Genomic DNA, 25,986 nt, shown 5'->3' on the forward strand with positions numbered 1-25,986 from the left:
AGCCTCCTGTTTGTACTGGAGGTACGTTATTACGGGAATCTTACAGAAAGATAACCTGCGATAATAGTCATTATCGCAGGTTATACAGCGGCATTTTTCAGGTATGAAAAAATACAAAATAATGTAATATTACGTATTATGTAATTTGTAACGAAATAATCTAAGGTGAAGCTTATGGCACGCACTGGGGTCACGTATCTGGATATTGTTCAGGCCGCCAAGGCCATCAAGGCTCGTGGAGAAGAGCCCACCGTTGATCGAGTGAGGGCTCAGTTGGGAACCGGCAGCAAAAGCACTATTGCCCCTCTGCTTAAAAGGTGGCGCAGTGAATTTGCGAGCAATACGGATAGTAGTGGGCTCCCGCGAGACCTGGTGGATGCACTGAAAGGCCTACACCAAAGGATCCAGGAAGCGGCAAGCAAGCAGGTAGAGGAGCTTCAGCAGGAGTTCCTCGTGCAGGAAAAAGAGATCACTTCACAGTTAGAGGAGTTGCGAGTCACTAGTAACCAGCAGGCCGCCAGTATTCGTGATCTTGAGCACAGGCTTTCGTCGACCGAGGCGGAAAAGCGTAGATTCAAGCAGTCCTTACAAGAGACCCAGACTGCCCTGGAAAAAAGTGAGTACCAGAAGCAGGAAGCTTTGCAGCGTATTGCGGAGCAAAAAGTGATGATTGAGGAAATAAAGCAGGAAAATAGGGATGTCCGCGAACACTTTGAGCACTTTCAACAGCGTACTGCCAATGACCGGCAATATGAGAGAGACCAGTATCGCTCAGCTGCGGAGCAACTGAAGGGGCAGATCGCAGTACTTACTGAACAGCTGACCCTCTCAGAGCGTAGATTCAACGAGCAGGAGTTGCTTTACAAGCAGGGACAGGCGCTGATTGCTGAAATCAATCGAGAGAAGCAGCAGCTTAGCGAACAGGTTGGGGTGGCTAGTACAGAGGCTGCAAACCTAAGGGAGCAGGCGTGTGAGCTGAAAGACAGGCAGACAGAGGTGGCTAGCTTGCGCGAGCAAATCTCTAAGCTGCAACGTGAAGGTTCTTCGGCTCAGAAGGAAGTGCAACTACAACAGAGTGCCCTCAACAGATTAGAGTTGGAGCTTACCACTACAAAAGATCGCCTCGAACAACTCGCCGATGAGAACCGCACCCTGATTCAGGAGAAAGCGGTGATTCAGGGGCAGTTTTCTCAGCTGGAGAACTCTCTAAAACCCTAGACAAGTCTTGGGCTGGCTATACTTCTAGATGAAGCTCTAATTGAGCGATTCAGGGCAAAAAGCCTCGCTTTTACTAAATTTCCAGCCCTTACTTTGAATCTGTTAGACCGCAAATAGCTGTTTGCGGCAGTATGTCCAGGCAGTCTCGCCCCAAGCTGCCTCTAAAATGAACTTATCGCCTTGGCTGACTAATTCGTAGGCAGCTAAACTTGCTAGCAAGCCACTCAGTTTGCCTCTACCCCAAACAAAAGGATTTAGCCCCACATTTTAACTCCAGGCTGACAAGCACGTTTCTTTTAATTGGCCTGATCAGTTCTTTGAGTATCCTGGAGAGAAGTATTGGCAGGAAACTTTCAGCGGATCATCGATAAGCCAACTTTCTTTGGGGCGCTTGGCTTGCTTCTCATGGTTACCCTTCCGCTCATTATTTATCCAAAACTGGGTGCGAAGTGGATTCTGAATGCGAAGAACTTTGTAACGGATGACTTGGGTGTTTTTTATCTGTTGCTGGGAGTTGGTGCATTACTGTTTATGACCTACATCATTTTTAGTGATATCGGTCAAATCAAACTTGGAAAACCTGAAGAAGAGCCAGAATTTAGCACCTTGTCCTGGGCCTCCATGCTTTTTTGTACAGGCATTGGGGCATCTATTTTGTACTGGTCAATGGTGGAGTGGATCTATTATTACCAAACGCCGCCATTTGAGTTAAAAGGGCTTACTCCGGAGGCTGCCCGCTGGGCAATCGCTTTTGGTATATTCCATTGGGGTCCTATTGCCTGGTCGATTTACCTGATTCCGGCTCTACCAATTGCTTATTTTTATTATGTAAGGCACCGCAATGTCTTAAAAGTAAGTGAGGCGCTTATGCCTGTTTTAGGTGAGCAGCGGGCAAAAGGGTCTATTGGCAAGTTGATAGATGTTTGTTTTGTTTTTGGTATGTTAGGTGGTGGGGCAACGACATTAGGAATTGCTGCGCCCTTGATTTCTGAGGGTGCACACGAACTATTGGGTGCGCCTACAGGACTGACTACACAAATTTTTATTCTGATGCTCTGCACTGCAATATTTGGCTGCAGTGTGTATGCCGGGCTTAAAAGGGGAATTAAGACTTTATCAAACCTGAATATGTGGCTTGCGATGTTTTTATTGGCTTTCATCCTTATTGCTGGCCCTACTTTATTTATGCTTAATGCGGGATTGGATTCTTTGGGGAAAATGCTTAACAGTATTCTTCATATGGCCACATGGACAGAGCCCTTTGGTCGATTCAGAGAATTCCCTCAAACCTATGTCTCTCAAGACTGGACCATCTTTTATTGGGCCTGGTGGTTAGTGTTCGCCCCAAGTGTTGGATTGTTTATTGCTCGCATATCACGGGGGAGAACCATAAAAGCTATGGTTGTTGGTGCAATATTTTATGGCACCCTGGGCTGCTTCTTATTTTTCCTAACCCTGGGAAACTATGGGGTTTACCTGCAGTTCTCAGGTGAACTGAATGTAGTACAGCTTCTCAACCAACAGGGGGGTACTGCAACTATATTCGCCATCTTGCAAACACTCCCTATGAGTAATTTGGTCATTATTGTTTTTACTTTACTCGCGATAATTTTCACAGCCACTACATTTGATTCTATATCCTATATACTCGCTGCCGTTGTTCAAAAGGAAGTGAATGATGAGCCTGCTCGCTGGAATCGCTTGTTTTGGGCATTTGCATTATCAGTGATGCCTATTACGCTTCTCTTTTTGGGTGGGCTGGAGGCCCTACAAACAGCAAGTATTGTCGGTGGTGTTCCGTTGCTACTTGTTGCAATAATGCTTTGCGTATCGATTGTAAAGGCAGCTCATTACGATTTACGTCACCAGCCGAGCTACGAGGAAAAGGAAATCTATATCAAACACCCGCCAGAAGATACCCCCTGGAGTGAAGAGGGTGATTGGGGGACGGCTTGTAGCTCTGTAAAGAAAGATGGCAGTAAGGAAGCTTCCAGAAAAAAGGATCTTTAAAGGCTTATATACCCTCAGTCTTAGGGGACAATTCAGTGAGAAGGGTATATGAGCTCACTATAAAATACCTATGAGTGCGCATATAGGCTTTACACTTAAATTCCAGAGTCTGCATACATTCTGATCCATTTGGGAATGATGCGTAGTCAGGATGTACTCATAAAGAGGTTATAAAAGCTGTAGGCTACAGAGATTAGTGTCTTATATCTTATCTTTTAGCCCTTGTTTGATGGCCAGATTGTTTTGCTTTTGAACACTAAAAACAGCCTGTTATTGAAATTAATAGCCTTCCTGTTAAAATTGCAGACGAAATAATAATCATATCTAACCAATCATATTCCGTCTCTATAAAAGTTATTCCACTCTACCATCTGTCTTCATTTCCCTTCGGAGATCGAACCCACTTTTATTTTGTCGGCTTTGTACACTGCTCGGAGAAGTGCATTGACTAAGAGTTTTAGAGAAATTATCGACAAGCCAACATTCTTCGGATCACTTGCACTACTTTTGCTAGTTACAGTTCCACTGATTGTTTTCCCTGAAGTCGGATCAGTATGGGTTAAAGTCGCAAAGGATTTTGTTACCGACCAGCTCGGAGTCTTTTATCTATTACTGGGGGTAGGGGCCATCCTCTTTATGGTTTATATCGTATTTAGCGATATAGGCCAGATAAAGCTCGGCAATTCGGAAGAAGATCCGGAGTTTTCTACAGTGTCCTGGGCATCCATGTTGTTTTGCTCTGGTATTGGAGCTTCAATCCTCTACTGGTCGATGGTGGAATGGATTTACTACTATCAAACTCCACCCTTCCAAATTGAGGGTGGAACACCTGAGGCTGCGCGCTGGGCCGTTGCCTATGGCATTTTTCACTGGGGGCCATTAGCTTGGGCGATTTACCTGATTCCCGCTCTGCCGATTGCTTATTTTTACTATGTCAGAAATCACAGTGTACTGAAGATTAGTGAAGCACTAATGCCCGTGCTAGGTGAAGAACGCGCGAAGGGGGGTATTGGCAAGTTAATTGATGTGCTATTTATCTTTGGCATGCTGGGAGGAGGAGCCACTACATTGGGGATTGCCGCTCCACTGATTACTGAAGGCGCACATGAGCTACTGGGAGTACCAAGAGACTTGGGTACACAGGTTATTGTGCTTATGATCTGTACACTTATTTTTGGTTACAGTGCTTTTGTGGGCCTAAAGAACGGTATTCGAGCCCTCTCCAACATTAATATGTGGCTTTCAGTATTATTGCTGGTATTCGTGTTTCTTGTTGGTCCCACCCTGTTTATGTTGAATACTGGCCTGGATGCTTTGGGCAGGGTGCTTGACAACATCTTCCATATGGCTTCCTGGACTGAACCTTTCGCACAATTTGAACAGTTTCCTGATACTCATTTTCCTCAAGATTGGACCATATTCTACTGGGCATGGTGGCTGGTTTTCGCACCAAGCGTAGGCTTGTTCATTGCCAGAATATCCCGAGGCCGCACCATAAAGGCAATGGTAGTCGGCTCGATTTTCTTTGGCACTCTCGGCTGTTTCTTGTTCTTTATGGTTCTGGGGAACTATGGAGTCTACTTACAGTTTTCAGGTGAATTGGATGTGGTGCAGGTATTGAACCAGCAGGGAGCAACTGCAGCAATATTTGCCGTTTTACAGACTCTGCCAGCGAGTCAGTTCGTAATATTGGTTTATACCATTCTTGCACTGATCTTCACGGCCACTACCTTTGATTCTATTTCCTATATTCTTGCTGCAGTAGTACAGAAAGAAGTAGATGAGGAGCCAGTGCGCTGGAATCGGGTCTTTTGGGCATTTGCCCTGTCCATTATGCCCGTAACACTGATGTTTCTTGGTGGGCTGGATACCTTGCAAACAGCCAGTGTTATTGGAGGTGTCCCACTTCTGATTGTTGCGCTTCTGTTATGCATCTCAATCGTTAAAGCGGCTCACTATGATTTACGCTACCAACCCAGTTACGAGGAAAAAGAAATTTACATTGAAGACTTCCCTAAGGATGACCCCTGGAGTAAAGATGGGGATTGGGAGTTGCCGGCTTCTTCCCCCCACGGGGTATCTCATGACGACAAACCACATATCGAAGGGGACCCAGGTAGTCATCCGTCTCGTTTATAAACGATAACAAACGGCTGAAACCTATAAGAGGTTATGATTAGGGGGTATAGACAGCGGGAGTAGAAGGGCACTATATATTACTGGTGCCCTTTACTTTATCCTGGCGCGGCTCAAAAGCTGCACTTACCTTGTCTACACAATACTTTCTAAGAAAGTTAACATCGCTAATACTTTTCCCATGCTCAAAGCACTGCCTCAATTGACTCGTATAATTTTCAAACAGTAGCCTTGCCTGCTCAATAGGTAGAGCTACTAGATGTTCGATAAACTGGCGAGATCCCACCTGGAAGTGCATGTAATCAATAGGCACATCCCAATCTCCGCCCCAAACGGCAAAACCATACATGGCAAATAGAGAGGTTACATCTTCAGACATCCCGGCACGAACCGGTTTTCCTGCTCGATACTTTGCTCGATTTAAGTAACCTTCCTTCGTATTTTTTGGTATCAAGATTGGCTTAGAGGATTTATCAATATAAAGGTAAGGGTTCTGCATTGGGTTAATATCAATCGCAACCCCATAAGCATGTTCAGACCACTTGCTGCCATCGGTAATTGGTCGAGAATCAAATGCCAGAGAATTGTTCATATCCTCTGTTTTTCGCTCCTTTTTACTGAAGTATTCTATTGGGATAGCAGACTTAATAGGGAACTGCCGTTGATAGAGTTCTCCAAATAGAGCGAGAACATTATCGGCAACAACATCAAGAACTATAATCGCTCCTTTTTGTCTATTTGTATCATTTTTATTTTTTAAATCATGCTCACTGTTCAGTGCGCCAGCAATATCTGAATCCTCGGGTAGAAGATGAAAATCAAAAACTACTTTTTTTAATCTTTCGCAATCAACCGGGGATTCCTTTGTTATTATTTTTCGATATCTCATTAACTCGCACTCGCTCTGAGATACATTAAATATGCCTGTTTCAGCCCCTGGTTGAAAATCTTGCTCCGTGATATCTCTCAAAGAGTCTCTGCCACAGGCAATTAGGCCAAAGACAATCAAAACAAAAATTATGTAGTGGGACATGTTTAACTAACCTCAGCACCAATAGCATGTCGTTTCCGGCGCCCGTTCTTCACGATCATTACATGTATAAGTTCAGATATACTGGATTGTGGCTGATTTTTAAAAATATATCCGTACAGGGAGATATGTGCCGTTCTAGTGGATGATTGACGTCCAATTGGTTATTAGAAGTGTCGTTCTCATTATTGGCGTAATTTAACCACACCCAAAACCTAAGTTGTTGCTCTTCGGAATGGAGATAGTCGTTGAGTAAGGGGTCAAGAGAGCTGATTGATAAGCCCACTTTTTTTGGGGCAATCTTATTGTTACTGATAACGACAGTGCCGTTGATCTTGTTTCCAGATTTGGGCTCACTGTGGATTTTGACGGCAAAGGAGTTTGTAACAGAACGTTTTGGTATTCTCTACCTTTTACTGGGAATAGGGTCGATTCTTTTTATGGCTTATATCGCTTTTAGTGATATAGGCCGCATCAAGCTTGGAAGCAAGAAGGAATCCCCTGAGTTCTCGACAGTTTCTTGGGTTGCCATGTTGCTAAGCTGTGGCATCGGCGCCTCCATTCTGTATTGGTCAATGGTTGAATGGGTTTACTATTATCAACAACCGCCATTTCAGGTTGAAGCAAATACACCGGAAGCGGCCCGCTGGGCAGTGGCCTATGGCATATTCCACTGGGGCCCCCTGGCTTGGTCCATCTATCTAATCCCGGCGCTGCCAATCGCTTACTTTTACTATGTGCGCAGAAGTAGGGCATTAAAATTTAGCCAGGCTCTTGTCCCGGTGCTGGGTGAGCGCAGGGCCAAGGGTGCCACTGGAAAGCTTATTGATATCTCTTTGGTATTCGGTATGTTGGGTGGCGTCGCTACCCGGTTGGGTATAGCTGCACCCTTAATCACCCAGGGGTTTCATGAATTGTTAGGGTTACCTATTAGACTTGAGACGCAAATAGCTGTACTTATACTCTGCGCTCTATTGTTTGGTTACAGCGCTTTTGTTGGCTTAAAGCGTGGGATCAAAACCTTTTCCAACTTTACTATGTGGCTTGCCCTATTATTATTGCTCTTTGTTCTTATTGCAGGGCCAACTCTATTTATACTCAATAATGGACTGGAGACATTAGGGCGGATGTTACACAGCTTCCTGCGAATGGCTACCTGGACTGAATCCTTCTCTTATTTTGAGCAACTTTCCTACTTTCGTTTTCCTCAACAGTGGACCGTTTTCTATTGGGCTTGGTGGTTAGTCTTCGCACCAAGCGTTGGCCTTTTTATCGCCCATATCTCTCGGGGGCGGACAATAAAAGAGATGATCATTGGTTCTATATTTTTTGGGACCCTCGGTTGTTTTCTTTTCTATATGGTGCTTGGCAACTATGGGGTATACCTGCAGTTTTCTGGAAAGCTTGATCTGGTGCAGCTCCTAAACAATCAGGGAGCCAATGCCACTATTTTCGCCATACTGAAGACTTTGCCTGCAGGTCAGTGGGTTGTACTGGTGTATACATTGATTGCACTGGTTTTTACTGCTATTACCTTTGATTCCATTTCCCATATCCTCGCCTCAGTTGTACAAAAAGAGGTAGACACAGAGCCTCTTCGCTGGAACCGAATTTTTTGGGCATTTGCCTTGGCATTACTGCCGATTGCCTTAATGATACTGGGTGGATTCGAAGCGTTATTGGCAGCGAGCATTATTGCAGGCATCCCCCTATTATTAGTTGCTCTATTACTTTGTCTCTCAATCGTTAAAGTTGCACGGCATGACTTGGGCTCCCACCCAACTCTAATTGAAAAGGAAATAGTTCTTGAAAAGCTATCCGCAAAGGGGCCATGGAACCAAGAAGAGGCGGGCGAGCAAGATGGAGCCACTTTAGGGGGTTCTGGAAACGCTAAACAGGGAAGTGCGGGGGAGAGGTCTTAGGATTTTAAGAGTGAGAATACCGGGGCACAGGCCCCGGTATAAACTTCTAACCTTACAGGTTGAAAGTGCGAGCGACAGAGAAAACGATACGCTCGTCAGCCGTGTCCCAATCCAGATTGGTATTCTCGGCGGCAATATTGAAATCAAAACCGTTAAGAGAAGTCATGTATTCTACACGGTAGTGGTTGTAGGATTTTTTGTTATCCCAGCTCCAGTTGTCCAAGTTCGTAGAAGTAGAGCGGTCCATACTGAAGCGAACGTTATGCCCCTCTGCAAACTCAAAAGTGTGAGCCAGCATCATAATGTAGTGGCTGCCGCCTCCGCCAAAGTAGTCCCAGCTGTACCAGCCATTCACTTCGGACTCACCCAGATCGGAGCTGTAACCTAACTTAGCGTAAGCCTCTGGATAATTTCCGTCATCAGAAGCCTTATCACCGTGGTAGGTGTAGTAAGCAATACCTGTATCCAGGCTCACTTTGTCGGTAAGTTGCATGAACTTACCTGCGTAGAAGTCCCACTCCAGGTTAGTGTCATCACCTTTGCCAAAGTCCACATTGGAAGCCCAGGTACCAACATACCAACCGTTATCAAAGCCGTAGTCCAGGCTAGCCTGCAGAGCTGGGTCATTCTGAGTCTGGCTAACACCGTTAAAGGTGTAGTCGGTGGTCAGGTTTACAGTAGAAGACAGCTCTGCTTGGGATTGCTGAGCAAGTACCAGCAGGGAAGCATAAGTGAGTGCAGAAAGTTTCAACGTCGATTTCATTGTTCAATAACCACTTATTTATATTTTGTAGCCCCCGCCAAACTAGGCGGGGGATTTCAACAGTTAGCTCGCCAGTTCGATCTTGTTAAAGTCGATTTTGTTTTCTTTAGGCGAGGAGTCGATAGCTGCTACCGCTCTGAAGCGCTTCACCAGGATGTAACCCAGGCAGCAGAAGAAGATGCCAATCACCAGAGCGCCGATCCACTGGATTTGTAGGAAGTCCAGCTTGAACAACAGGGTGAGCAGGCTCATCGCAGCCAGGTTCAGCACGAAGTACTTCCACTTGCCCAGGCGCGCAACGGTCATGCCCAGATTGTCGGTGTACAGGCGAATCAGGGAATCCAGCGAGTTGATCACGAAGGTAATACCCACAATCACCATAGCCAGGTTGTAGAAGCCACTGGTATCCAGGCCTTGGCTGGAGTAGTAGTAGAGCACGGTGAACCAGAGCGCGATGGGGATGGATGGGAAAATCAGCATCGCCGCCAGCACTTGGTAAGTGCGCAGGCCACCCACAAAGCGGGAGGTAAACTGGCCGATCATAATGCTCCAGGCAAACCACCAGAACAGGTAGAACTCGTGGTAGTCATTTAACGGCAGCACGAACTGGTGGATGTTGCCAAAGTAACCGCCGAGCAGCGCAAAGGTGGAGGCGAAGTCGCCAACGCTACCGTTCTCACCGGTAAAGGCCCCAACCCACATGACAGCGATCAGGCCAATAAACATCCAGGTAGTTGCCAGGCTGAGGAAGCGCACATAGCGCAGGCTGGTGGATGAATAGACCGCTGCGGCGATCACTGCAAATACGATCAGGTAGAAGGTGCCCACAATGGTTTCACCATCACCGACTTGTGGCAGATACCAGGGCAAGTTGCTGAGCAGCAAGTAAGCGGTAAAGGCGCAGGTTCCGATAATCACCACATTGTTGATCAGTTTTACTGGTCCCAACTCAAAGAATTTAACTTTGGGTTCGATAATGCAGAAGTAAAAACAGGTGAGGAAGTAGAAGCCCCAGATCAGGAAGGCCCAAAAACCAAACTCAATCGCGAGTGGGTTGGTGAAACCATATTCTGGGCTATTGGCTAAGTCTGCGTAGCCACCGAACTCGGTGAGAGGGAACATGATCAGACCTACATCGAGGCCGGAAGTGAAAAGGATCGCTATAAAAGTGAAGGTTTTGACCGGGGTTACCCCGACCATCTTCACATTTCCCCATTTAATCAGCGAGAAAATTATTGCCGTGAAGGTAAATAATAATCCCGCGGAAAGCCAAGCTGTCATGCTGAGTCTCCAGCTAGTTATTGGTATGCCGGCGCCCCCAGAGGGCATTGCTGTGCGAGATTTGAATATCCCCGTCGCGTTTGAAGGGGGCAGTCAAATCTCTGCCAGAGCGCTGGCGTAAATTCAGCTCACTGAGTGCGCGCAGGGCGGCCAGGTCGCTGAGTGCTGGTAGCCTTGGTCGCTACCGGTGCCTCGGAGGGCGCCAATACGGGGCGCCCTAAAATCAGGTCAGCAGCCCGCTCCGCCACCATAATGGTGGGCGCATTCAGGTTGCCGTTGGGAATGGTCGGAAAGATGGAGGAATCTACAACTCTCAGACCCTGCAAACCGTGTACACGGGTTTCCGGGTCTACCACTGCCATTGGATCGGTACCCATCTTGCAGGAGCAGGATGGGTGGTAAGCACTCTCGACGGATTCCCGCACGAAAGCGTCAATTTGTTCATCAGTCTGGATGTCGGTGCCGGGCTGGATTTCATCGCCTCGGTATTCATCGAAAGCCGGCTGATTGATAATCTCGCGAGTCAGTCGCACACAAGCGCGGAAACCCTCAATATCCTCTTTCTCCTGCAAATAATTAAACAGGATAGAAGGGGATTGCTTGGGATCGCTGCTCACTACTTTGACCCTGCCGCGACTCTTGGGCTTGTTGTGCCCGATATGCACCTGGAAGCCGTGGCCATCGAAAGCTTCGCGGCCGTCATAGCGCATAGCTGCCGGCAGGAAGTGGTATTGCAGGTCCGGCCACTCCACGTTTTCTTTGGAGCGAATAAAACCGCAGGACTCGAAATGGTTGGTGGCTCCGAGGCCATCCTTCTTCAGTATCCAACGAGCACCGATCAGGAATTTATTCCAGGGGTCGAGCTTGCCATTCAGGGAAATCGGCTGATTGCAGCGGAACTGGAAATAGAACTCCAGGTGGTCCTGCAAGTTTTGGCCAACGCCGGGAAGTTCGTGTTGGAGTTCGATACCGGCTTCTGCCAGTGTATCGGGATCTCCGATTCCGGAGAGCTGAAGAAGGTGAGGGGAGCCGATGGGACCTGCGCTGAGGATGACTTCCTGTTGCGCTTTGAATTCCAGGATCTTTCCCTTGCGTTCAAGTTTGATTCCGGCTGCCCGTTTACCTTCCAGAATCACCTTATGCACAGTGGCGTGGGTCAATACCGTCAAATTGGGGCGCTGCATTGCCGGTTTCAGGTAGGCGTTGGCGGTAGACCAGCGCTTTCCGTCTTTCACCGTCATATGCATAGGGCCAAAGCCCTCTTGCTGCTCACCGTTGTAATCTGCGGTGTAGTCGTAGCCAGCTTCTTTACCGGCTTCGATAAAGGCTCCATAAAGGGGGTTGGCCATTTCGTTGCCGTTGTTGACCCCTAGTGGACCTTCGTCACCACGGTAATCGTCACCGCCAAAAGCCCAGGTCTCAGAGCGTTTGAAGTAGGGCAGACAGTGGGCGTAGTCCCAGCCTTTGGCGCCGTGCTGTGCCCACTCATCAAAGTCTTTGGCGTGCCCGCGTACGTAAACCATCCCGTTAATCGAGGAAGAGCCACCGAGCACCTTGCCTCTGGGGCAATGCATGCTGCGGTTGTCCAGGTACGGCTCTGGCTCAGTCATAAACTGCCAGGCGTACTTGTCGGTATTCATGGGAATGGATAGTGCGGTGGGCATCTGGATAAAGATGCTGCGATCGCTACCTCCTGTCTCTACCAGGAGGACTTTTTTATCTTCCTGGGCAGACAGGCGGTTGGCCAGAACGCAACCGGCAGAGCCGGCGCCGACAATGATGTAGTCAAACTCACTCATACAGGGTACCGCTTAAAATGGACTTTCCAGTGGTGCCAGGCCCACATACACCGCTTTTAGCTGGGTGTAGTGGTTCAGGGTCGCAAGTCCATTTTCGCGTCCGATTCCGGATAACTTGTATCCGCCCACCGGCATTTCTGCCGGGGAAGCGCCGTAGGCATTGATCCAGCAGATACCCGCTTGCATCTGGTGGATAACACGGTGGGCGCGAGTGATATCACGGGTAAAAACGCCGGCGGCCAGGCCCAATCGGGTATCGTTAGCGCGGCGGATCACTTCGTCTTCATCATCAAAGACCAGTACCGACATTACCGGGCCGAAGATCTCTTCGCGGCAGATGGTCATATCGTCATGACAGTCGGTGAATACGGTGGGAGCAACGAAGTAACCGTTAGATGAATTCTCCGGGGAGAGGGTGTGGCCGCCGCAGAACAAGGTCGCGCCTTCCTCTTTACCCTTGTTGATGTAGTCCATCACCAGTTGCTGGTGCTTGGCAGAAATCAGGGCGCCGAAGTTGGTGTCCGGATTCATCGGATCACCGGCAATAATATTTTGCTCAACACGCTCTTTCAGGCGAGCGAGGAACTGATCGTGGATGCTGCGGTGTACAAATACCCGGGTACCGTTGGTGCAGATTTCACCCTGGGTGTAGAAGTTGCCCAGCATGGCAGCAGAAACGGCTTGCTCCAGGTCGGCATCATCAAAGATCACCAGCGGGGACTTGCCTCCCAGCTCCATGGTGACTTCTTTCAGGTTGGAAGCCGCTGCAGCCATTACTTTCTTGCCGGTACCCACTTCGCCGGTAAAGGAAACCTTGGCGATATCCGGGTGGTTAGTCAGCCAGGCACCCACGGCGCCATCGCCCTGGATTACGTTGAAAACACCCGGGGGCATGCCCGCTTCAATAAAGATTTCAGCCAACTTCAAAGCACCTTTGGGGGTCTCTTCGGAAGGCTTGAAGATCATGGCGTTACCGCAGGCCAGGGCCGGGGCGGCTTTCCAGCAGGCGATTTGTAAAGGGTAGTTCCAGGCACCGATTCCGGCGCAGATGCCCAGGGGCTCGCGGCGGGTGTAGTAGAAGTCCTCGCCGACTTGCTGTTGATTGCCCTCAATGCCTGCGGCCAGGCCGGCAAAGAATTCGATAGAGTCGGCCCCAGTTACCACATCGACAACACTGGCTTCCTGCCAGGGCTTGCCGGTATCAGCCACTTCGATAGCTGCCAGTTCGTCGTTGCGCTCGCGCAACAGTGCTACTGCTTTCAGCAGGATGCGACTGCGTTCGACCGGCATCATCGCTGACCACTGGGCAAAACCGCGCTTGGCGCTCTCGATGGTTTCTGCGAGTACCTTCTCGTCGGCAACCTCAACTTGATAGCTGACCTTGTTGGTCGCCGGGTTATATACATCAAAGCACTCGCCGCTCTCATTCGACAGATAGCGGCCGTCTACAAAATTCCGTTGTTTGTCCAGTGACATCTGTCTCTCCATACTGCTTTAACAGAGGGTCAGTCGGTTATTTGTTAGCGATGGGGCAGGGCGGTGAATAGCCGCCCAGTGACCCATTGGCCATCACAAAAAAATGGGCTGGTCTGACGTGGAATTTTGTGCCAAATCGTCAGGCTCCAGCCCCGGCCCGACGGTCAAATGTCGGGCGATATGGCACAAAATATAACATATTTTTAATTTGAACTCTAATTGTTAGCACTCAATGCAACAAAACCGACAGGTTCACAGGGGGTTTATATTTCTGCAATTTGAGAGAAAAACCCTTGATACAAGGATAAAAGCCGAGCTGAATTGGGCCAAAAATCTCATTTGAACTCTATAAAAAGAGCTGTACAAATTTTGCACCCACCCTTAGGGCGCAAACTCAAACGTGACTTCGATAGCTCGGCATTAGATGCCTGGGTGGGGTAAGTTGAAAGCCGTAATGCTGAGTGACTAGGGGAGGGATAGCCCCCCTTGGAACTTAACTATTTACTTCGCGCAAAGGCGATGGCTGGGGGAGAAAATTAGCCAAATAAAACACAATCAGACCCAAGGCTATACCGGGTAAGCCCTCATAAATCAAGCTATGAAGGTCCAATAATCTCCAGGCGATTGCTATCGTAAACCCAACGGTTACAGCGGCAATAGAGGTCGCTTGTGAGGGTCTTCCTCCAAAACAAAGCACCAGCAATAGGGGGCCAAATGCGCTGGCGAGGCCAGACCAGGCAAAGATCACCATATTGAAGACGCTTTGGTTGTTGGTAAGCGCCAGAAGTAGTGCGCCCCCGGTAATAACAACAGTTATGAGCTTAAGAAACCAAGTCTTCTCAATCTTACGGGGAAGAATATCGTGAGTAATGGCTGCGGAGCAGCTAAGAAGCAGTGAATCTGCAGTGGACATGGTTGCAGCAAAGATGCCAGCCAGGATCAGCCCAACTACGATTGGTGGCAGCAATTCTATGGCCATGGTCGGCAATGCTAGCTCAGCATCAAAGCTGCCGGAATCGGCGATGAAAACCCTGGATAACAAGCCGACCCCTGTGGCCATGGAGTAAAAGAGAACAAACCACAGGTAGTACCAGCCTCGCGCCGTGCGCATTTTGCCGGGATCACTCAGAGTCATGAAGCGGACCATTATGTGGGGCTGGCCAATCACAGATAGCCCCGCAATCCCCCAACTGATGACAAAAATAACGAGCCCGCCCCAACCAGAAAAGGTCAGATCTTGGGGAAACCAGTTCGTAAATCCCTCGACGGCTTGCATTTGCCCCATTGCACTTGAGAGACCTCCCAGGCTGATAAGGGCTACGGCTAAAAGTGTGCCCATAGCGACGATCATAACAATCGACTGTGCAGCATCAGTCCAAATGGAAGCGCGTATGCCGCCGGCCAGGCAATAAAGACATACCAGCAACGCCCCAACCACAGCGCCAGACCAGAGAGGCCAGTCCAGTAGTACATGTAGTGCCTTACTGCCGGCAACCATCTGTGCTGATGCATAGGTGAGCAAGAATAGTAAAGATATGATACCTATAATCCGCTGTAGGGCAGAGTGATTTTGCCCATACCAATTGCTAAGCACGCCGGCATAGCTGACTTCACCACTTGAGTCAGTGGCAGTTCTTATTCTTTTGTGTACATAAAGTGAAGCAATAAAGTCACCAGCGATCCAGCCCACCATTAACCAGACAGAAGCGAACCCGGTCGTGTAGGTATAACCAATAACCCCGATGAACATATAACCGCTATTGTTAGTCGCCACTGCCGACAGGCCTACTAACCAGGGGGGAACTCCACTGCTAGCCAGGTAATAATCGGCCTTGGTGTTGCGACTAAAAAGCGCTGAGAATACACCTACCAGCACGAATAATAATAAAAACCCAACAAATGAATAAACCAATGATAATCCTTATTTTAGCAATTTTTGTTTTTATTTTTGAAACACAAATTTCGTGCATTTTTACGTTCTAGCTTTTATTTTTTTATTTAACATATCAATTAGTTAAATCAAATAAACAATGTGCTCGGGATACATTTGACCACCTCACTATTTTGTAGCCTCCTCAATATAAGTTGCCAAAGAACTAATCTGCTCTTTCGTCATCAAGTCATTGTATGCTGGCATAGCGCCAACGCCATTGGTAACAGCGTTTTTCACGCTTTCTGCATTAGGTTTTAATTCATTAAGGTTGGGGCCTATAAGGCCCTCAGAGCCGGCATCTTTCAAGGTATGGCAAGCTCCACAAGAAGGTTGAGACTCGAGGTAGATTTGCTTTCCGGCTTGACCCTCTGCAGATAAAGAAACCGATTCACGCTCTGGGGGGGTGCTTTCTTCTTTCACCATATGTTGATCGGTTGCTGCAACTTTCTCCTTGGGTAACTCACCCAACAGGTTTACCGTAAGTGCTGCATCCAGCCAGCCGTTGTGTGCATAGCCGCGTTCGTTCTCTACACGTTCTTTAGGTTGGATATCCCCTTGGGTATCTGTGGCGCGCGAGACGATGGTGTGCGGACCCTTTGGTAAATTCACGGTATAAGAAAAAACTCGCCAAGCGTTGGGGCCGAGGTCCATATCCTCTAGCGCTGCATCCTGCCAGGTTTTGCCCATATCGAGCGAGACTTCTACTTTCTTCACGCCTCGTTCACCAGAAAGCGCAACACCGTAGAAAGTCACCTCTCCAGCTAGAGCTGGGGTATTGTCCGCACCCGGGCCATTTACCCAAGACTTTACAGGCATACGCCACATGCTTGGATAGTCTGGGCCAGGGGGAGCGCCAATGGGTCTAAGGCGGTAACCCGTTTTTTGGATTTTGGCCTCGGATTCTTGCGGTGCGCAGATGAGAGTCTTAACGTACTTAATATTGTTACAGCCGAAATAACCTGGAACGATGAGCCGTAAAGGGCCACCATGCAGTAGCGGTATTGGAGCGCCATTCATTTCCCAAGCCAATATAGTATCGTCCAACGCCTTCTTGATAGGGATTGATCGCTCTACGACCAGATCATTGCGCTCCATCTCCTCAGGAATGATCTCGCCTCCAGTGGCTGTCAAAAAGTTCATGCCCGCATCCACACCGCCAAAATGATCAAACAGAGTTTTCAGCCGAACACCTGTCCAGATAGCGCAGCCGGCTGCGCCAACTCCCCATTTAGAGCCTGCCGGTTCATGCTCGAAAAAAGCGCGGCCGTTGCCTGTACATTGAATAACTGCACCGACGGCATCTAAACCCAGCCCTTTCAGCTCTGCAACAGAGATAGCAATGGGCTGCTTTACGCCTTTGACTTCAAGCATCCAGGTGTCCGGTCGTTCAACAATCTGGGGGGAGGGCAATGGCAAATTGTTGCGCACAAAAAACCGGGCCTCAGGGGTGATAGCGCTCATGCCCATCAAAGACCGACGGGTTTCTATTGTCAGTGGGTTAACCCCATGAATAATGAAATTTTTGGGGTTAACTCCACGTGGCAGTTTGGGTGTTGATGATGGAGTAAGGGCAACACTTGCAGAGGGTGCTAGTAAGGCGCCTGTAGCTGCGGTCATGGCTCTTAGAAAGCCACGGCGGCTTTCATCAAGGCTTGATTCACTCATGGCTTTATTGATCCGCGTATTGATACTTGAGTTCACATAGTCTTATAGCTTTAAAATGCCAAGGTGACAGCTTGCTAAGTATCTTTTTCGCGGCTATGTGGCGGCGGGGTTTGAGCAATAACCTTGTCTAGATCCTTGAAAACGTCACTTACCGCCAGTGGCTGTAAGGCATTGTCACTGAGAATTTCATCCCGATAACTTTCTCGCCTCTTAATGGCCTCGGCCAGATACCGTAGCGCTTCATCAAACTGCTCCATAGCCGTATAGGCACAAGCTAGCTGGTAGAAGGCATGGCTATTATCTGGGTCAATACCTAGGGCCTGCTGACAAAGATTTGCAGCCCATTGGGGTTCGTTCAGCTCGAGCACTGCATCAGCTTTGTATGTCAATGCTTCAACATCTTCATGACGAAGACGCAGAATCTCATCATAGATCGCGATTTTGTTGGCGATTGAGGATTCCTGCTGAGCACGCAGCCAGAGAGATTGTACTTCTTGAGTCAGCTCAATTTCCTCGCGATTCTCTTCAATGTGCTGGGTCTTTTGTTGTAATTGACTCTCTATGACCTCCAGACGTTTTTCATATTCTTGAACCAGCTTTGATATCTCCTCATCCGCTAGGGAGTGCACACGCTCTTTAATATCTTGTAGCGATCGCCAACCCACTAAGACCAATATGGAAGTGGCGGCGGCTATGAGGTAAAAGAAGTAAGTGACCGTATCAGTTGCATAAGCAACCGCTCGGTCCACGGAATTATGCTCCCGGTCGACAATCTGCTGGATCAACTCTTGTTTAGCTTTGGCTTGGTCGATACGCAACTGTTTGATTTCATCCAGCACATACCGCTCTATAAATGGTGTATAGAGCGGCTTCTGTAAAGATTCCACCTCTTTCTGCGCACTATCTTCATTATCGGCTTCCGTTTCCTGGGAAACGGAAGCCGGGGAAAGCAAAAGAAAAGTCAAAAAACAGGTGTTTAGGAGGCGAGGCATATCGCGGTCCCATGGTCATAAACCTCAACCAGTGCCTCATGAAGTGTTCTAATGGCAGTGTCATAATCTGGTTCACTAACAACAAACTGCATGTCCACATGCCGCATAGAATGGTGCATGGCGAGTACTGAAATATCGTTAGAAGCCAGTGATTGAACCGCTTTTGCCAGCACACCGGGGATTTGCATATCGCTCCCGATGGCGGAAACAATAGCCACTTTCCTTTGGTTCAATTCTGCTTCCGGGAAGCGCTCTTCCAGAGATGCCTGTATACGCTTGATGGTTTTCAGGTTCGTAGCCAAAAAGTGGGTTAGGGTATTGGCGTTGGTATTTTTAGACACAATATGCGCCTTGTACCTTTTAATTACCGTAAGCACTTCCCGATCATAATCGTGGATCGTGCCTGCCATATCCTGATCAAAAAGTTCCAGCGCATAGACACCTTTACAGCCAGCAATAATCTCCACACAGGGCGAATCACTCACATAGTCACGGGTGATTAATGTTCCGGCGTGCTCTGGCTCAAAGGTATTCTTTACCCGGAGGGGGATATTCTTCTGGCGTAAACCCTTTGCCGCCTTGGGGTGAATTGCCTCCATACCGAGATTGGCCAGTTGATCGGCCACATCGTAATTTGTACGACCGATAGGCACAGCGTTATCTGGCCCAACTAGGCGAGGGTCGGCACTGCTCAAGTGGAACTCTTTGTGAATTACCGCCTCTTTGGCTCCTGTGAGTACGGCAAGGCGGCTAAAGGTCATTTCACTGTAACCCCGGTCAAAGGAAATAAGCAGGCCCTTATCGCTGTGAGCGTAACCGGTAACAATCGGTAACTGTTGGTTCAAGTCGATGTTGGCAAAGGCATCACGAATGCGCTCATCCAGCGGTATGTGCTTACTGGTACGCCAGCCCGTTAGATCTACAAAGCACGCATTGACTCCATCCCGCTGCAGCAGTTTTGATGTATTCCAAGCGCTGTGTGCCTCGCCAAGGCTGGCAAGCATTTCTCTTACTGTTCCCAGGTGGGCATCTAGAGAAAAGTGGCCATGCTGGCAGAGACTTTGTAAGTCTCGAAGGCACTTTTTAGCCCCTTCCAGGCGCTCATCCAAGAAGAGGTTGGCCTCCTTGAGCAAGTCAGTGTCACCAAATAGACGATCGTTGATCTGTCGCAGCTGTGTGCGAAGCTCACCAAACTTCACCAGCCAGCTATCATCCTCAATACTGCTGGAAAAGAGGCCATAAATACCCGGCTGGCCACTCTTTTTATGCTCTAGAAGTAGATCGGTAATACCACCATAAGCTGAAACTACAAAAACACGATTGTAGAGCCTTTTGGAGTCACCTTTAATAATGTTGTCCCGGACAGATTCATAGTCCGACATTGAGGTGCCACCAATCTTTTCTATCGTATGCATTGTCTCTTACTGGTCCTTTCTTTCTCTTGATAACGGCGTATCCAATGGATGAATACCACTGGATTGAGTTTCATATCAGATAACAGAAATCGATTTCCTCGTGCAGATATATTCTGGCCGTGGTGGGAGGCTGCAAAATGGGTCTTCTACCTTATTACTCAATGCATTAAAGACAAAAAATAAGTTGGATCTCGGATATGGGCTAATATTGCTGCTGGAGCCGTGCATCAGGTTGCAATCAAATACGACTAAACTGCCAGGTTTACCTGTAACAGATTTTATGCCCCCTTCAGATGTCAGCCTGCGTAGGTGATCATCTGACGGAATACCGAGCTCTTGTTTTTTTAAAGAACTTAAATAATGCCCCTTAGGGGTTTCACCATCACAGCCGATGTAGTGGTGATGGGACTTCGGAATGAGCATTAATGGGCCGTTGTAATTCCGGCTCTCGGTTAAGATTACGGATACACTGAGTGCGCGCATTCGCGGCATTCCATCCTCGACATGCCAAGTTTCAAAGTCAGAATGCCAATAGAAATCCTTGCCACGGAATCCAGGTTTATAGTTCGCCCGAGATTGATGGATATAAACCTCATCATCCAAAATATATCTCGCGATATTTGATATCCGGTTATCTCTTGAAAGCTTCCTGAATAGGCTGCTGCGTTCATGAATACGAAATACCGAGCGCACCTCTTCACTTTCTAACTCAGTAATGAGTTCATCTGAGCTGCGGATGTCATTGTCTTCCTTGAGGGTTTCCAGCTCTTTTTGAAAGACCTGAACCTCCCTCTCAGAAAATACATTTTCAAGAACGATATATCCCTGCTGCCTATAGGCGTCCACTTGCTCAAGATCCAGCGGGGGAGGGGGATTTGGCCCACCGTAAACTACTGGATCTCTACGCCGTGTTACTCGACCTGCGACTCCTCGTTTTCTGGAGGGGTACATATCATTTCTGAGTGAATGGATCCGTTCTAGCAGGTACTTCATTTCAGCTGCTGCCCTGTAATTGACTACCTATTCAATGGGGTCGGCTTCTAGTTCATATGCGCCCTCAGAATTGTGTACCTCCTTTCCATTCAAAGGAGGGTTAAACACACAGGCCATGGTCATTTCTTCAAATGCCCTCAAAGTGTGCCGGTCATGTTTGTCGAGGACATAGATGGTACCAGGCTCGATAGGGTGCTTTTTCCCATCATCCATCGTCTCCACCTCTCCTCTCCCGGAAACGCAGTAAACTGCTTCCAGGTGGTTTTGATAGTGCATTTGGAAGTCAGCACCGGTGTATATGGTGGTGATGTGGAAGGAAAAACCAACGCCATCATCCTTTAAAAGTAGGCGTGTACTCTCCCAATTGCCATCCGGCGAGACGATTCTTCGGTTTGATTTTTGGGCTTCTTGTAGATTTCTAACAATCATGAATATTCCGCTATGTTGTATGCGTAACTAAATAGCCTGGTTATCAGCAGGCTTAGCTTTCCAGCTGGATCATTGAGTTTTGGATACAATTGGGTCTAGCAGGCCTCGAAATAGACTCTTTCTTCAGGGATATCCTGCTCTCCAGCACAGACTTCTCGAATTGCGGATTCAATAATGTCGATACCTTTCTTAAGATTCTGGTCAGTGATGACCAGAGGGCAGAGTAGCTTAACGATTTGATCATCTGCGCCACTAGTTTCAATGATTAACCCCTGCTTGAAGGCAAGTTTGGTAATCTTTTCTGCAAGTTCGCCACTGACACAATCAATACCTTGGAACATGCCGCGGCCTTTAGTGGTGAAGTTACCCTCACCATATTGACTGACAATACTTCCCAACCGCTCGGAGATATACTTCCCTTTACGCTTGATTTCCCGCGAAAAGTTATCATCTGACCAATAGTGATCAATTGCCGCTTTGGCCGTAACAAAAGCCAGGTTGTTTCCACGAAATGTGCCGTTGTGCTCACCAGGCTTCCATTGGTCTAATTCGGGCTTCATTAAAACCAGGGCAAAGGGCAGCCCGTAGCCGCTGAGTGACTTGGAAAGGGTAATAATGTCAGGCTCGATACCTGCTTCTTCGAAACTGAAAAAATTTCCTGTGCGGCCACAGCCAGCCTGAATATCATCGACGATAAAGAGCAGCCCGTGCTTTTTACAGACAGCTTGTAGGTTTCTCAACCACTCGATACTGGCCGCATTGATACCTCCTTCACCCTGAACGGTTTCGACGATAATCGCCGCGGGAGAATTGATTCCGCTGCTGGAGTCTGTAAGCACCTTGTCGAGATACTCTGTAGTATCGATATTTTTGCCAAGATAGTTGTCATAGGGCATGCGATGAGTGCCATTCAAGCTAACCCCAGCAGCATCCCTGTGGTGGGAGTTACCGGTAGCTGCCAGGGAGCCCAAACTCACACCGTGAAAACCATTGGTAAAAGTCACAATATTTTGCTGTCCGGTAACATTGCGGGCAATTTTCATTGCTGCTTCAACCGCATTTGTCCCGGTTGGGCCAGTAAACTGAACCACGTATTCCATATTGCGTGGCTTGAGAATTTTATCGTTAAGCGCTTGCAGGAACTCACCCTTGGCTTTAGTGTGCATATCCAAACCATGGGTAATGCCATCACTCTGAATGTAGTCCTGCAGAGCCCGCTTAAATAGCGGATTGTTGTGCCCATAATTGAGAGTACCGGCACCAGCTAGAAAATCCAGATACTGATTCCCCTCCTCGTCCCACATGAGTTCGCCTTTTGCACGATTGAATACTCGCGGAAAAGAGCGGGCGTAACTTTGTACTTCAGATTCAATCTCATCAAAAATTTTCATAGTTATCTCTCTTTTAAGCTGTTTTTGTTTGAGCAATAGGCCCGATACGCACACGGGTTTCGGAGTCATGCAGACCATCAAAGTGAGTCTGGGAGTCCATCCAGGGGGAGGATTGGAGGCTTGCAGAGAGCTTCTCTGCAGTGCTCTGGAAGAGGGCCCAGGAAGGGAGGTTATGTTCAGTGATCGTTGTCTCGATAAATCTCACTGATCTGCACTGAGGGCGCTCAATGATATTTTTGAGCATGAGAGAGGCTAACCCCAGCCCTCTTGCCTTTTCCGACACGGCAACCTGCCAAATAAACAGGGTATCTGTGCGGCCAGGGATCAAGTAACCGGAGATAAACCCCAGCTTCTTATCGCCTGCTTCTGCGATCACTGAAGTATCGGCAAAGTGACTGCACTGGAGGAGGTTGCAGTAGCTTGAGTTGGCATCCAGGGGTGGGCAGCTCTCAATCAACTTGTGAACAGACATGCCATCCTCCAGGGATGGCGCTCTCAAAGAAATACTTTCTGAACTAGACAAAATAACAACCTGAACGACAAATTATACTTCCAGCTCTAAATATTTGATTGTGTAAAAATTACCCTTTTAGAGTGTTTTTTACGCTTTATTCATCTTTTAGATGCTGAAATGATTGCTGAAATAGTTAGAGTGCTAAATATCGTACACAAATTAAATATAAAGTCTAGGGCGACTATATAGGACCTGATCACATTTTTTGCACAGAAATTGGGCAGAATCGCAGGTTGTATACCCTTTGAGTGGGCAGAAATACCTAAAGATGGTGCTTCGCCCCACTTCAGAACTTTGAAGGGGTGGCGGGGTACTTGGCGATTGTTTAGTAGTGAAGATATTTTTTCGGGAGGCTCAAAGCGTTTAGTAATTAGGATATAGGGTTATATAATCCGCCCAATCGCCCTGATTCTGAGATTGAGAGGTAGCTTTGAACAGTATTGAACAAGTGCTAGTGGCCCTTCGGCGTGTAATAAGAGCCACAGATTTACACTCCAAGCACCTGGCCAAAACAACAGGCCTGACCGCTCCCCAGGTGTTATTGTTACAGGCCATTAGAAATAAGGGCGAAGTCACCATCGGTGAACTGGCCAACGAAGTGAGCCTCAGTCAAGCTACAGTGACCAACATCTTGGATCGTCTTGAGAAAAGGGGGCTTGTCTATCGCCAGCGCTCCCAATCAGACAAGCGTAAAGTGCATGCTTACCTCACAGATCAAGCTGCAGAAACACTGAGAGATGCACCTATCCCGCTCCAAGATCAATTCGCCCGCCAATTTGGTGATCTGAAGGATTGGGAGCAGAGTATGATCATTGCTTCGCTCCAGCGTGTAGCCCAGATGATGGATGCCCAGCATATTGATGCCTCACCTGTTCTGGATATCGGTGTTTTAGACAGGCAGGGAGCAGCTATGGATAAGTCAAGCTCTTCCTTGGGGTATGGCGAAGTAGCTGATTCAGCGGAAAAAACTGGGAGAGAAACACCCTAGTACCCCCCCTTTGTGGATATCAGCAACCGGTTCTACCCCAGGTTGCTGAGCCCCATGTCAAAGTTGTCTAAGCTTGCAGCAATTGCTCTTTGTAGTTGAGCGGAGGCACTTGCATGTACTGCTGCCTCGAGCACCTCTTCATAGATTGTAAGTGGTGAATATGGACATTCTGGTTATTGGTGCCGGCCCCACCGGGTTAACTGCTGCAAACGCTTTAGCCTACAAGGGGATGAATTGTCGTATTGTTGAGCGTAAAAATGCGCCCTCGGAACTCTCCCGAGCGGTTGGCATTATGCCTGCGACTATAGAGGCTTTGGGCGAGCTGGGTGCTGCAGATCCACTCCTTGCTGAAGCCATGCCTCTCAAGAAAATGCATATTTTACGCGATGAGAGGACCCTCGTTTATCTGGATAACAGTGGCAATGAATTCAGGAAGAGGGTGCCGCTCGGTTTGCCGCAAAACCGCACCGAGGGAATCCTGCGTGATGTGCTATCCGGCAAAGGTGTTGAGGTTGAGTATGGGCTCTCAGTTACCGGTATAAGTACCACGCAAGACAGCGCATTGGTTAGTTTTTCCAATAATACCAGCGACTCATTCGACTGGGTGATTGCTGCCGATGGCATCCAATCAGCAACCCGCGAACAGTTGAAAATCCCCTATCCGGGAATAGACTTACCCAGCAAATGGTCCATCGCAGATGTGGATTTGGCGGGTGACTTCGATCCAGAAGAGATCACTTTGGATCTCTATGGGCCTGATAACCAGTTTTCCCTGATATTGCCTATTGAGAAGCACCGCGCACGCATCGCATCATCCACAGAAGATGCTCTGTCAGCGATAAAACTGCCCTTGGATATCACCAACGTTCGACGAACAGCAGCCTTCAAAATCTCAATACGGCAAGCCGAATCTTACCGTAAGGGCCGGATTTTACTGGCAGGGGATGCTGCTCATTGTCATTCTCCTGTTGGTGGGAAGGGTATGAATCTTGGTATGGCGGATGCGATTGCTGCAGCAATGGCAATCACTAACGGGAGCGTTGATGAATACTCGCGGTTACGCCATGCAGCAGGTAAAGCTGTGGTGAAGAAAACTGAGTTGGCAAGGCATTTAATTTCTTCCGCAAATCCCATGGCAAAACCCCTTTTATGGTTATCGTTTAAAGCAATCTCCTCAATCCCTGCCGTCCATCGGGCCTTTATGAAGCAATGGACTGCGATTTAATCAATCGCGAACTCTAATTGTGAACAACCTATAACTGATTTCACTCCCCTTGAGCGAATGAGAAGTCAAGATAGAGTATTAACATTCTCTTGAATATTGGGACACAATGATTACCAGGAATGAAGATGCCCGCCACACCGATAGATATTGAAAGCTGGAATAGAGGGGACCACTTTAAATTCTTTATGAGTAGTGCTGGGTCGACCCGTTTAAGTTTAACCCAGCCTCTAGATGTTACGGAGTTAGCCTTTTTTTGTAAGAAAAATACAATATCTTTTTATTACAGCCTTATTTTTCTTGTTACTCAAACCGCAAATGAGATAGCCGGATTTAGGCATAGGGTAGTTGATGGCCAACCCTTCGAGTTCGATTTATTGCATCCGCTGTTCACCGATTTGAATAAAAATGATGATCTATTTAAGCTTGTCATGGCTGAAATGGAAACGCACCTCATTGACTTCGTCAAGAAAACAAAGCAACTCTCAAAAGATCAATCAGAATACCTCCCGGTAAATACATTTATGGATCGCTACGATATTTTGAATATCACCTGCTACCCCTGGGGTGACTTTTCAAGCATGCAAGTGAAACCAGTCCAACAAGAAAACTGTGATCCAGGGATACCTTTTATTGCCTGGGGTAAGTACCAACAACAAGCCAGCCGACTTATGACCTCATTACATACTGAGGTAAATCATTGCTTTCTTGACGCCATTCATCTGTATCAATTCAAAACGCAACTGGAAGATAAAATCAAACTCTTAAAGTAAGGACGACGAATCTTCTAGTTAATACAAGCAAGTCAA

Annotated in this window: 20 protein-coding genes; 7 read left to right on the top strand and 13 right to left on the bottom strand. The window is 47.8% G+C overall.

The genetic code is table 11. The features are described from left to right. The first annotated feature begins 174 nt into the window (after window positions 1-174). The 3 genes from ACJJIC_RS13420 (at window position 175) to ACJJIC_RS13430 (ending at window position 5,367) form a co-directional block, all read left to right on the top strand. Window positions 175-1,218: a DNA-binding protein gene (locus tag ACJJIC_RS13420; protein WP_445357148.1), complete on the top strand. Its 1,044-nt coding sequence runs from the start codon at window positions 175-177 to the stop codon at window positions 1,216-1,218. 339 nt (window positions 1,219-1,557) lie between these two features. Beyond that, entirely contained in the window at window positions 1,558-3,228 is a 1,671-nt protein-coding gene (locus ACJJIC_RS13425) for a BCCT family transporter (protein ID WP_444909623.1), read from the top strand. 444 nt (window positions 3,229-3,672) lie between these two features. Next, window positions 3,673-5,367 (top strand): BCCT family transporter, encoded by a 1,695-nt coding sequence (locus tag ACJJIC_RS13430; protein WP_444909622.1) that lies wholly within the window; start codon window positions 3,673-3,675, stop codon window positions 5,365-5,367. A gap of 70 nt (window positions 5,368-5,437) precedes the next feature. Here ACJJIC_RS13430 and ACJJIC_RS13435 read toward each other — a convergent pair whose 3' ends face one another. Then, the gene (locus ACJJIC_RS13435) at window positions 5,438-6,397 is read right to left on the bottom strand and encodes a M15 family metallopeptidase (protein WP_445357149.1); all 960 of its coding nucleotides are present in this window, start codon (window positions 6,395-6,397) and stop codon (window positions 5,438-5,440) included. Window positions 6,398-6,642: 245 nt separating this feature from the next. On the opposite strand from ACJJIC_RS13435, the gene ACJJIC_RS13440 reads away from it, so the two are divergent. Next, a complete protein-coding gene (locus ACJJIC_RS13440; RefSeq protein WP_445357150.1) occupies window positions 6,643-8,316 on the top strand; it encodes a BCCT family transporter in 1,674 nt (557 codons plus the stop codon). A gap of 52 nt (window positions 8,317-8,368) precedes the next feature. On the opposite strand, the gene ACJJIC_RS13445 is transcribed toward ACJJIC_RS13440, so the two are convergent. From ACJJIC_RS13445 to ectA, 12 genes are all read right to left on the bottom strand, one after another. Next, entirely contained in the window at window positions 8,369-9,079 is a 711-nt protein-coding gene (locus ACJJIC_RS13445) for a TorF family putative porin (RefSeq protein ID WP_445357151.1), read from the bottom strand. Window positions 9,080-9,142: 63 nt separating this feature from the next. After that, complete coding sequence (locus ACJJIC_RS13450; protein WP_444886162.1) at window positions 9,143-10,360, bottom strand: BCCT family transporter; 1,218 nt, start codon at window positions 10,358-10,360, stop codon at window positions 9,143-9,145. A gap of 128 nt (window positions 10,361-10,488) precedes the next feature. Beyond that, the gene (gene betA / locus ACJJIC_RS13455) at window positions 10,489-12,159 is read right to left on the bottom strand and encodes a choline dehydrogenase (protein ID WP_445357152.1); all 1,671 of its coding nucleotides are present in this window, start codon (window positions 12,157-12,159) and stop codon (window positions 10,489-10,491) included. Window positions 12,160-12,171: 12 nt separating this feature from the next. Next, the gene (gene betB, locus ACJJIC_RS13460) at window positions 12,172-13,635 is read right to left on the bottom strand and encodes a betaine-aldehyde dehydrogenase (RefSeq protein ID WP_445357153.1); all 1,464 of its coding nucleotides are present in this window, start codon (window positions 13,633-13,635) and stop codon (window positions 12,172-12,174) included. A 493-nt stretch (window positions 13,636-14,128) separates the two neighbouring features. Further along, window positions 14,129-15,547 carry a sodium/proline symporter gene (locus ACJJIC_RS13465; RefSeq protein WP_445357154.1) on the bottom strand — a complete coding sequence of 473 codons (1,419 nt, stop codon included), beginning with the start codon at window positions 15,545-15,547 and terminating at the stop codon, window positions 14,129-14,131. 147 nt (window positions 15,548-15,694) lie between these two features. Next, window positions 15,695-17,233 (bottom strand): molybdopterin-dependent oxidoreductase, encoded by a 1,539-nt coding sequence (locus tag ACJJIC_RS13470; protein WP_445357155.1) that lies wholly within the window; start codon window positions 17,231-17,233, stop codon window positions 15,695-15,697. Window positions 17,234-17,307: 74 nt separating this feature from the next. Beyond that, on the bottom strand, window positions 17,308-18,225 hold the full coding sequence (locus ACJJIC_RS13475) for a TPR end-of-group domain-containing protein (RefSeq protein ID WP_444886169.1): 918 nt from the start codon (window positions 18,223-18,225) through the stop codon (window positions 17,308-17,310). Next, window positions 18,210-19,640, bottom strand: coding sequence for an aspartate kinase (locus ACJJIC_RS13480; protein ID WP_444925049.1), 1,431 nt, complete (start codon window positions 19,638-19,640; stop codon window positions 18,210-18,212). Before ACJJIC_RS13480 ends, ACJJIC_RS13475 begins: the two co-directional genes overlap by 16 nt. 75 nt (window positions 19,641-19,715) lie before the next feature. Continuing rightward, complete coding sequence (gene thpD, locus ACJJIC_RS13485; RefSeq protein WP_445357156.1) at window positions 19,716-20,633, bottom strand: ectoine hydroxylase; 918 nt, start codon at window positions 20,631-20,633, stop codon at window positions 19,716-19,718. A 27-nt stretch (window positions 20,634-20,660) separates the two neighbouring features. Then, complete coding sequence (locus tag ACJJIC_RS13490) at window positions 20,661-21,062, bottom strand: ectoine synthase (protein ID WP_445357157.1); 402 nt, start codon at window positions 21,060-21,062, stop codon at window positions 20,661-20,663. 95 nt (window positions 21,063-21,157) lie between these two features. Continuing rightward, complete coding sequence (gene ectB / locus ACJJIC_RS13495) at window positions 21,158-22,453, bottom strand: diaminobutyrate--2-oxoglutarate transaminase (RefSeq protein WP_445357158.1); 1,296 nt, start codon at window positions 22,451-22,453, stop codon at window positions 21,158-21,160. A gap of 13 nt (window positions 22,454-22,466) precedes the next feature. Further along, the gene (gene ectA / locus ACJJIC_RS13500; protein WP_445357159.1) at window positions 22,467-22,976 is read right to left on the bottom strand and encodes a diaminobutyrate acetyltransferase; all 510 of its coding nucleotides are present in this window, start codon (window positions 22,974-22,976) and stop codon (window positions 22,467-22,469) included. A 421-nt stretch (window positions 22,977-23,397) separates the two neighbouring features. Here ectA and ACJJIC_RS13505 point away from each other — a divergent pair, with 421 nt between their 5' ends. The 3 genes from ACJJIC_RS13505 (at window position 23,398) to ACJJIC_RS13515 (ending at window position 25,950) form a co-directional block, all read left to right on the top strand. Next, on the top strand, window positions 23,398-23,955 hold the full coding sequence (locus ACJJIC_RS13505; protein ID WP_445357160.1) for a MarR family winged helix-turn-helix transcriptional regulator: 558 nt from the start codon (window positions 23,398-23,400) through the stop codon (window positions 23,953-23,955). A 160-nt stretch (window positions 23,956-24,115) separates the two neighbouring features. Beyond that, window positions 24,116-25,180 carry an FAD-dependent oxidoreductase gene (locus ACJJIC_RS13510; protein ID WP_445357161.1) on the top strand — a complete coding sequence of 355 codons (1,065 nt, stop codon included), beginning with the start codon at window positions 24,116-24,118 and terminating at the stop codon, window positions 25,178-25,180. Between the two features lie 125 nt (window positions 25,181-25,305). After that, entirely contained in the window at window positions 25,306-25,950 is a 645-nt protein-coding gene (locus ACJJIC_RS13515) for a CatA-like O-acetyltransferase (protein WP_445357162.1), read from the top strand. Window positions 25,951-25,986: the final 36 nt, after the last annotated feature.

It is taken from the genome of Microbulbifer mixtoriginis (SeqCode) (assembly GCF_052468275.1).

Coding starts and splice junctions, on each gene's coding strand:
- ACJJIC_RS13420 (WP_445357148.1), top strand. CDS start 175: ATGGCACGCACTGGGGTCACGTATCTGGATATTGTTCAGGCCGCCAAG.
- ACJJIC_RS13435 (WP_445357149.1), bottom strand. CDS start 6,397: ATGTCCCACTACATAATTTTTGTTTTGATTGTCTTTGGCCTAATTGCC.
- ACJJIC_RS13445 (WP_445357151.1), bottom strand. CDS start 9,079: ATGAAATCGACGTTGAAACTTTCTGCACTCACTTATGCTTCCCTGCTG.
- ACJJIC_RS13450 (WP_444886162.1), bottom strand. CDS start 10,360: ATGACAGCTTGGCTTTCCGCGGGATTATTATTTACCTTCACGGCAATA.
- betA (WP_445357152.1), bottom strand. CDS start 12,159: ATGAGTGAGTTTGACTACATCATTGTCGGCGCCGGCTCTGCCGGTTGC.
- betB (WP_445357153.1), bottom strand. CDS start 13,635: ATGTCACTGGACAAACAACGGAATTTTGTAGACGGCCGCTATCTGTCG.
- ACJJIC_RS13470 (WP_445357155.1), bottom strand. CDS start 17,233: ATGAGTGAATCAAGCCTTGATGAAAGCCGCCGTGGCTTTCTAAGAGCC.
- ACJJIC_RS13475 (WP_444886169.1), bottom strand. CDS start 18,225: ATGCCTCGCCTCCTAAACACCTGTTTTTTGACTTTTCTTTTGCTTTCC.
- ACJJIC_RS13480 (WP_444925049.1), bottom strand. CDS start 19,640: ATGCATACGATAGAAAAGATTGGTGGCACCTCAATGTCGGACTATGAA.
- thpD (WP_445357156.1), bottom strand. CDS start 20,633: ATGAAGTACCTGCTAGAACGGATCCATTCACTCAGAAATGATATGTAC.
- ACJJIC_RS13490 (WP_445357157.1), bottom strand. CDS start 21,062: ATGATTGTTAGAAATCTACAAGAAGCCCAAAAATCAAACCGAAGAATC.
- ectB (WP_445357158.1), bottom strand. CDS start 22,453: ATGAAAATTTTTGATGAGATTGAATCTGAAGTACAAAGTTACGCCCGC.
- ACJJIC_RS13510 (WP_445357161.1), top strand. CDS start 24,116: ATGGACATTCTGGTTATTGGTGCCGGCCCCACCGGGTTAACTGCTGCA.
- ACJJIC_RS13515 (WP_445357162.1), top strand. CDS start 25,306: ATGCCCGCCACACCGATAGATATTGAAAGCTGGAATAGAGGGGACCAC.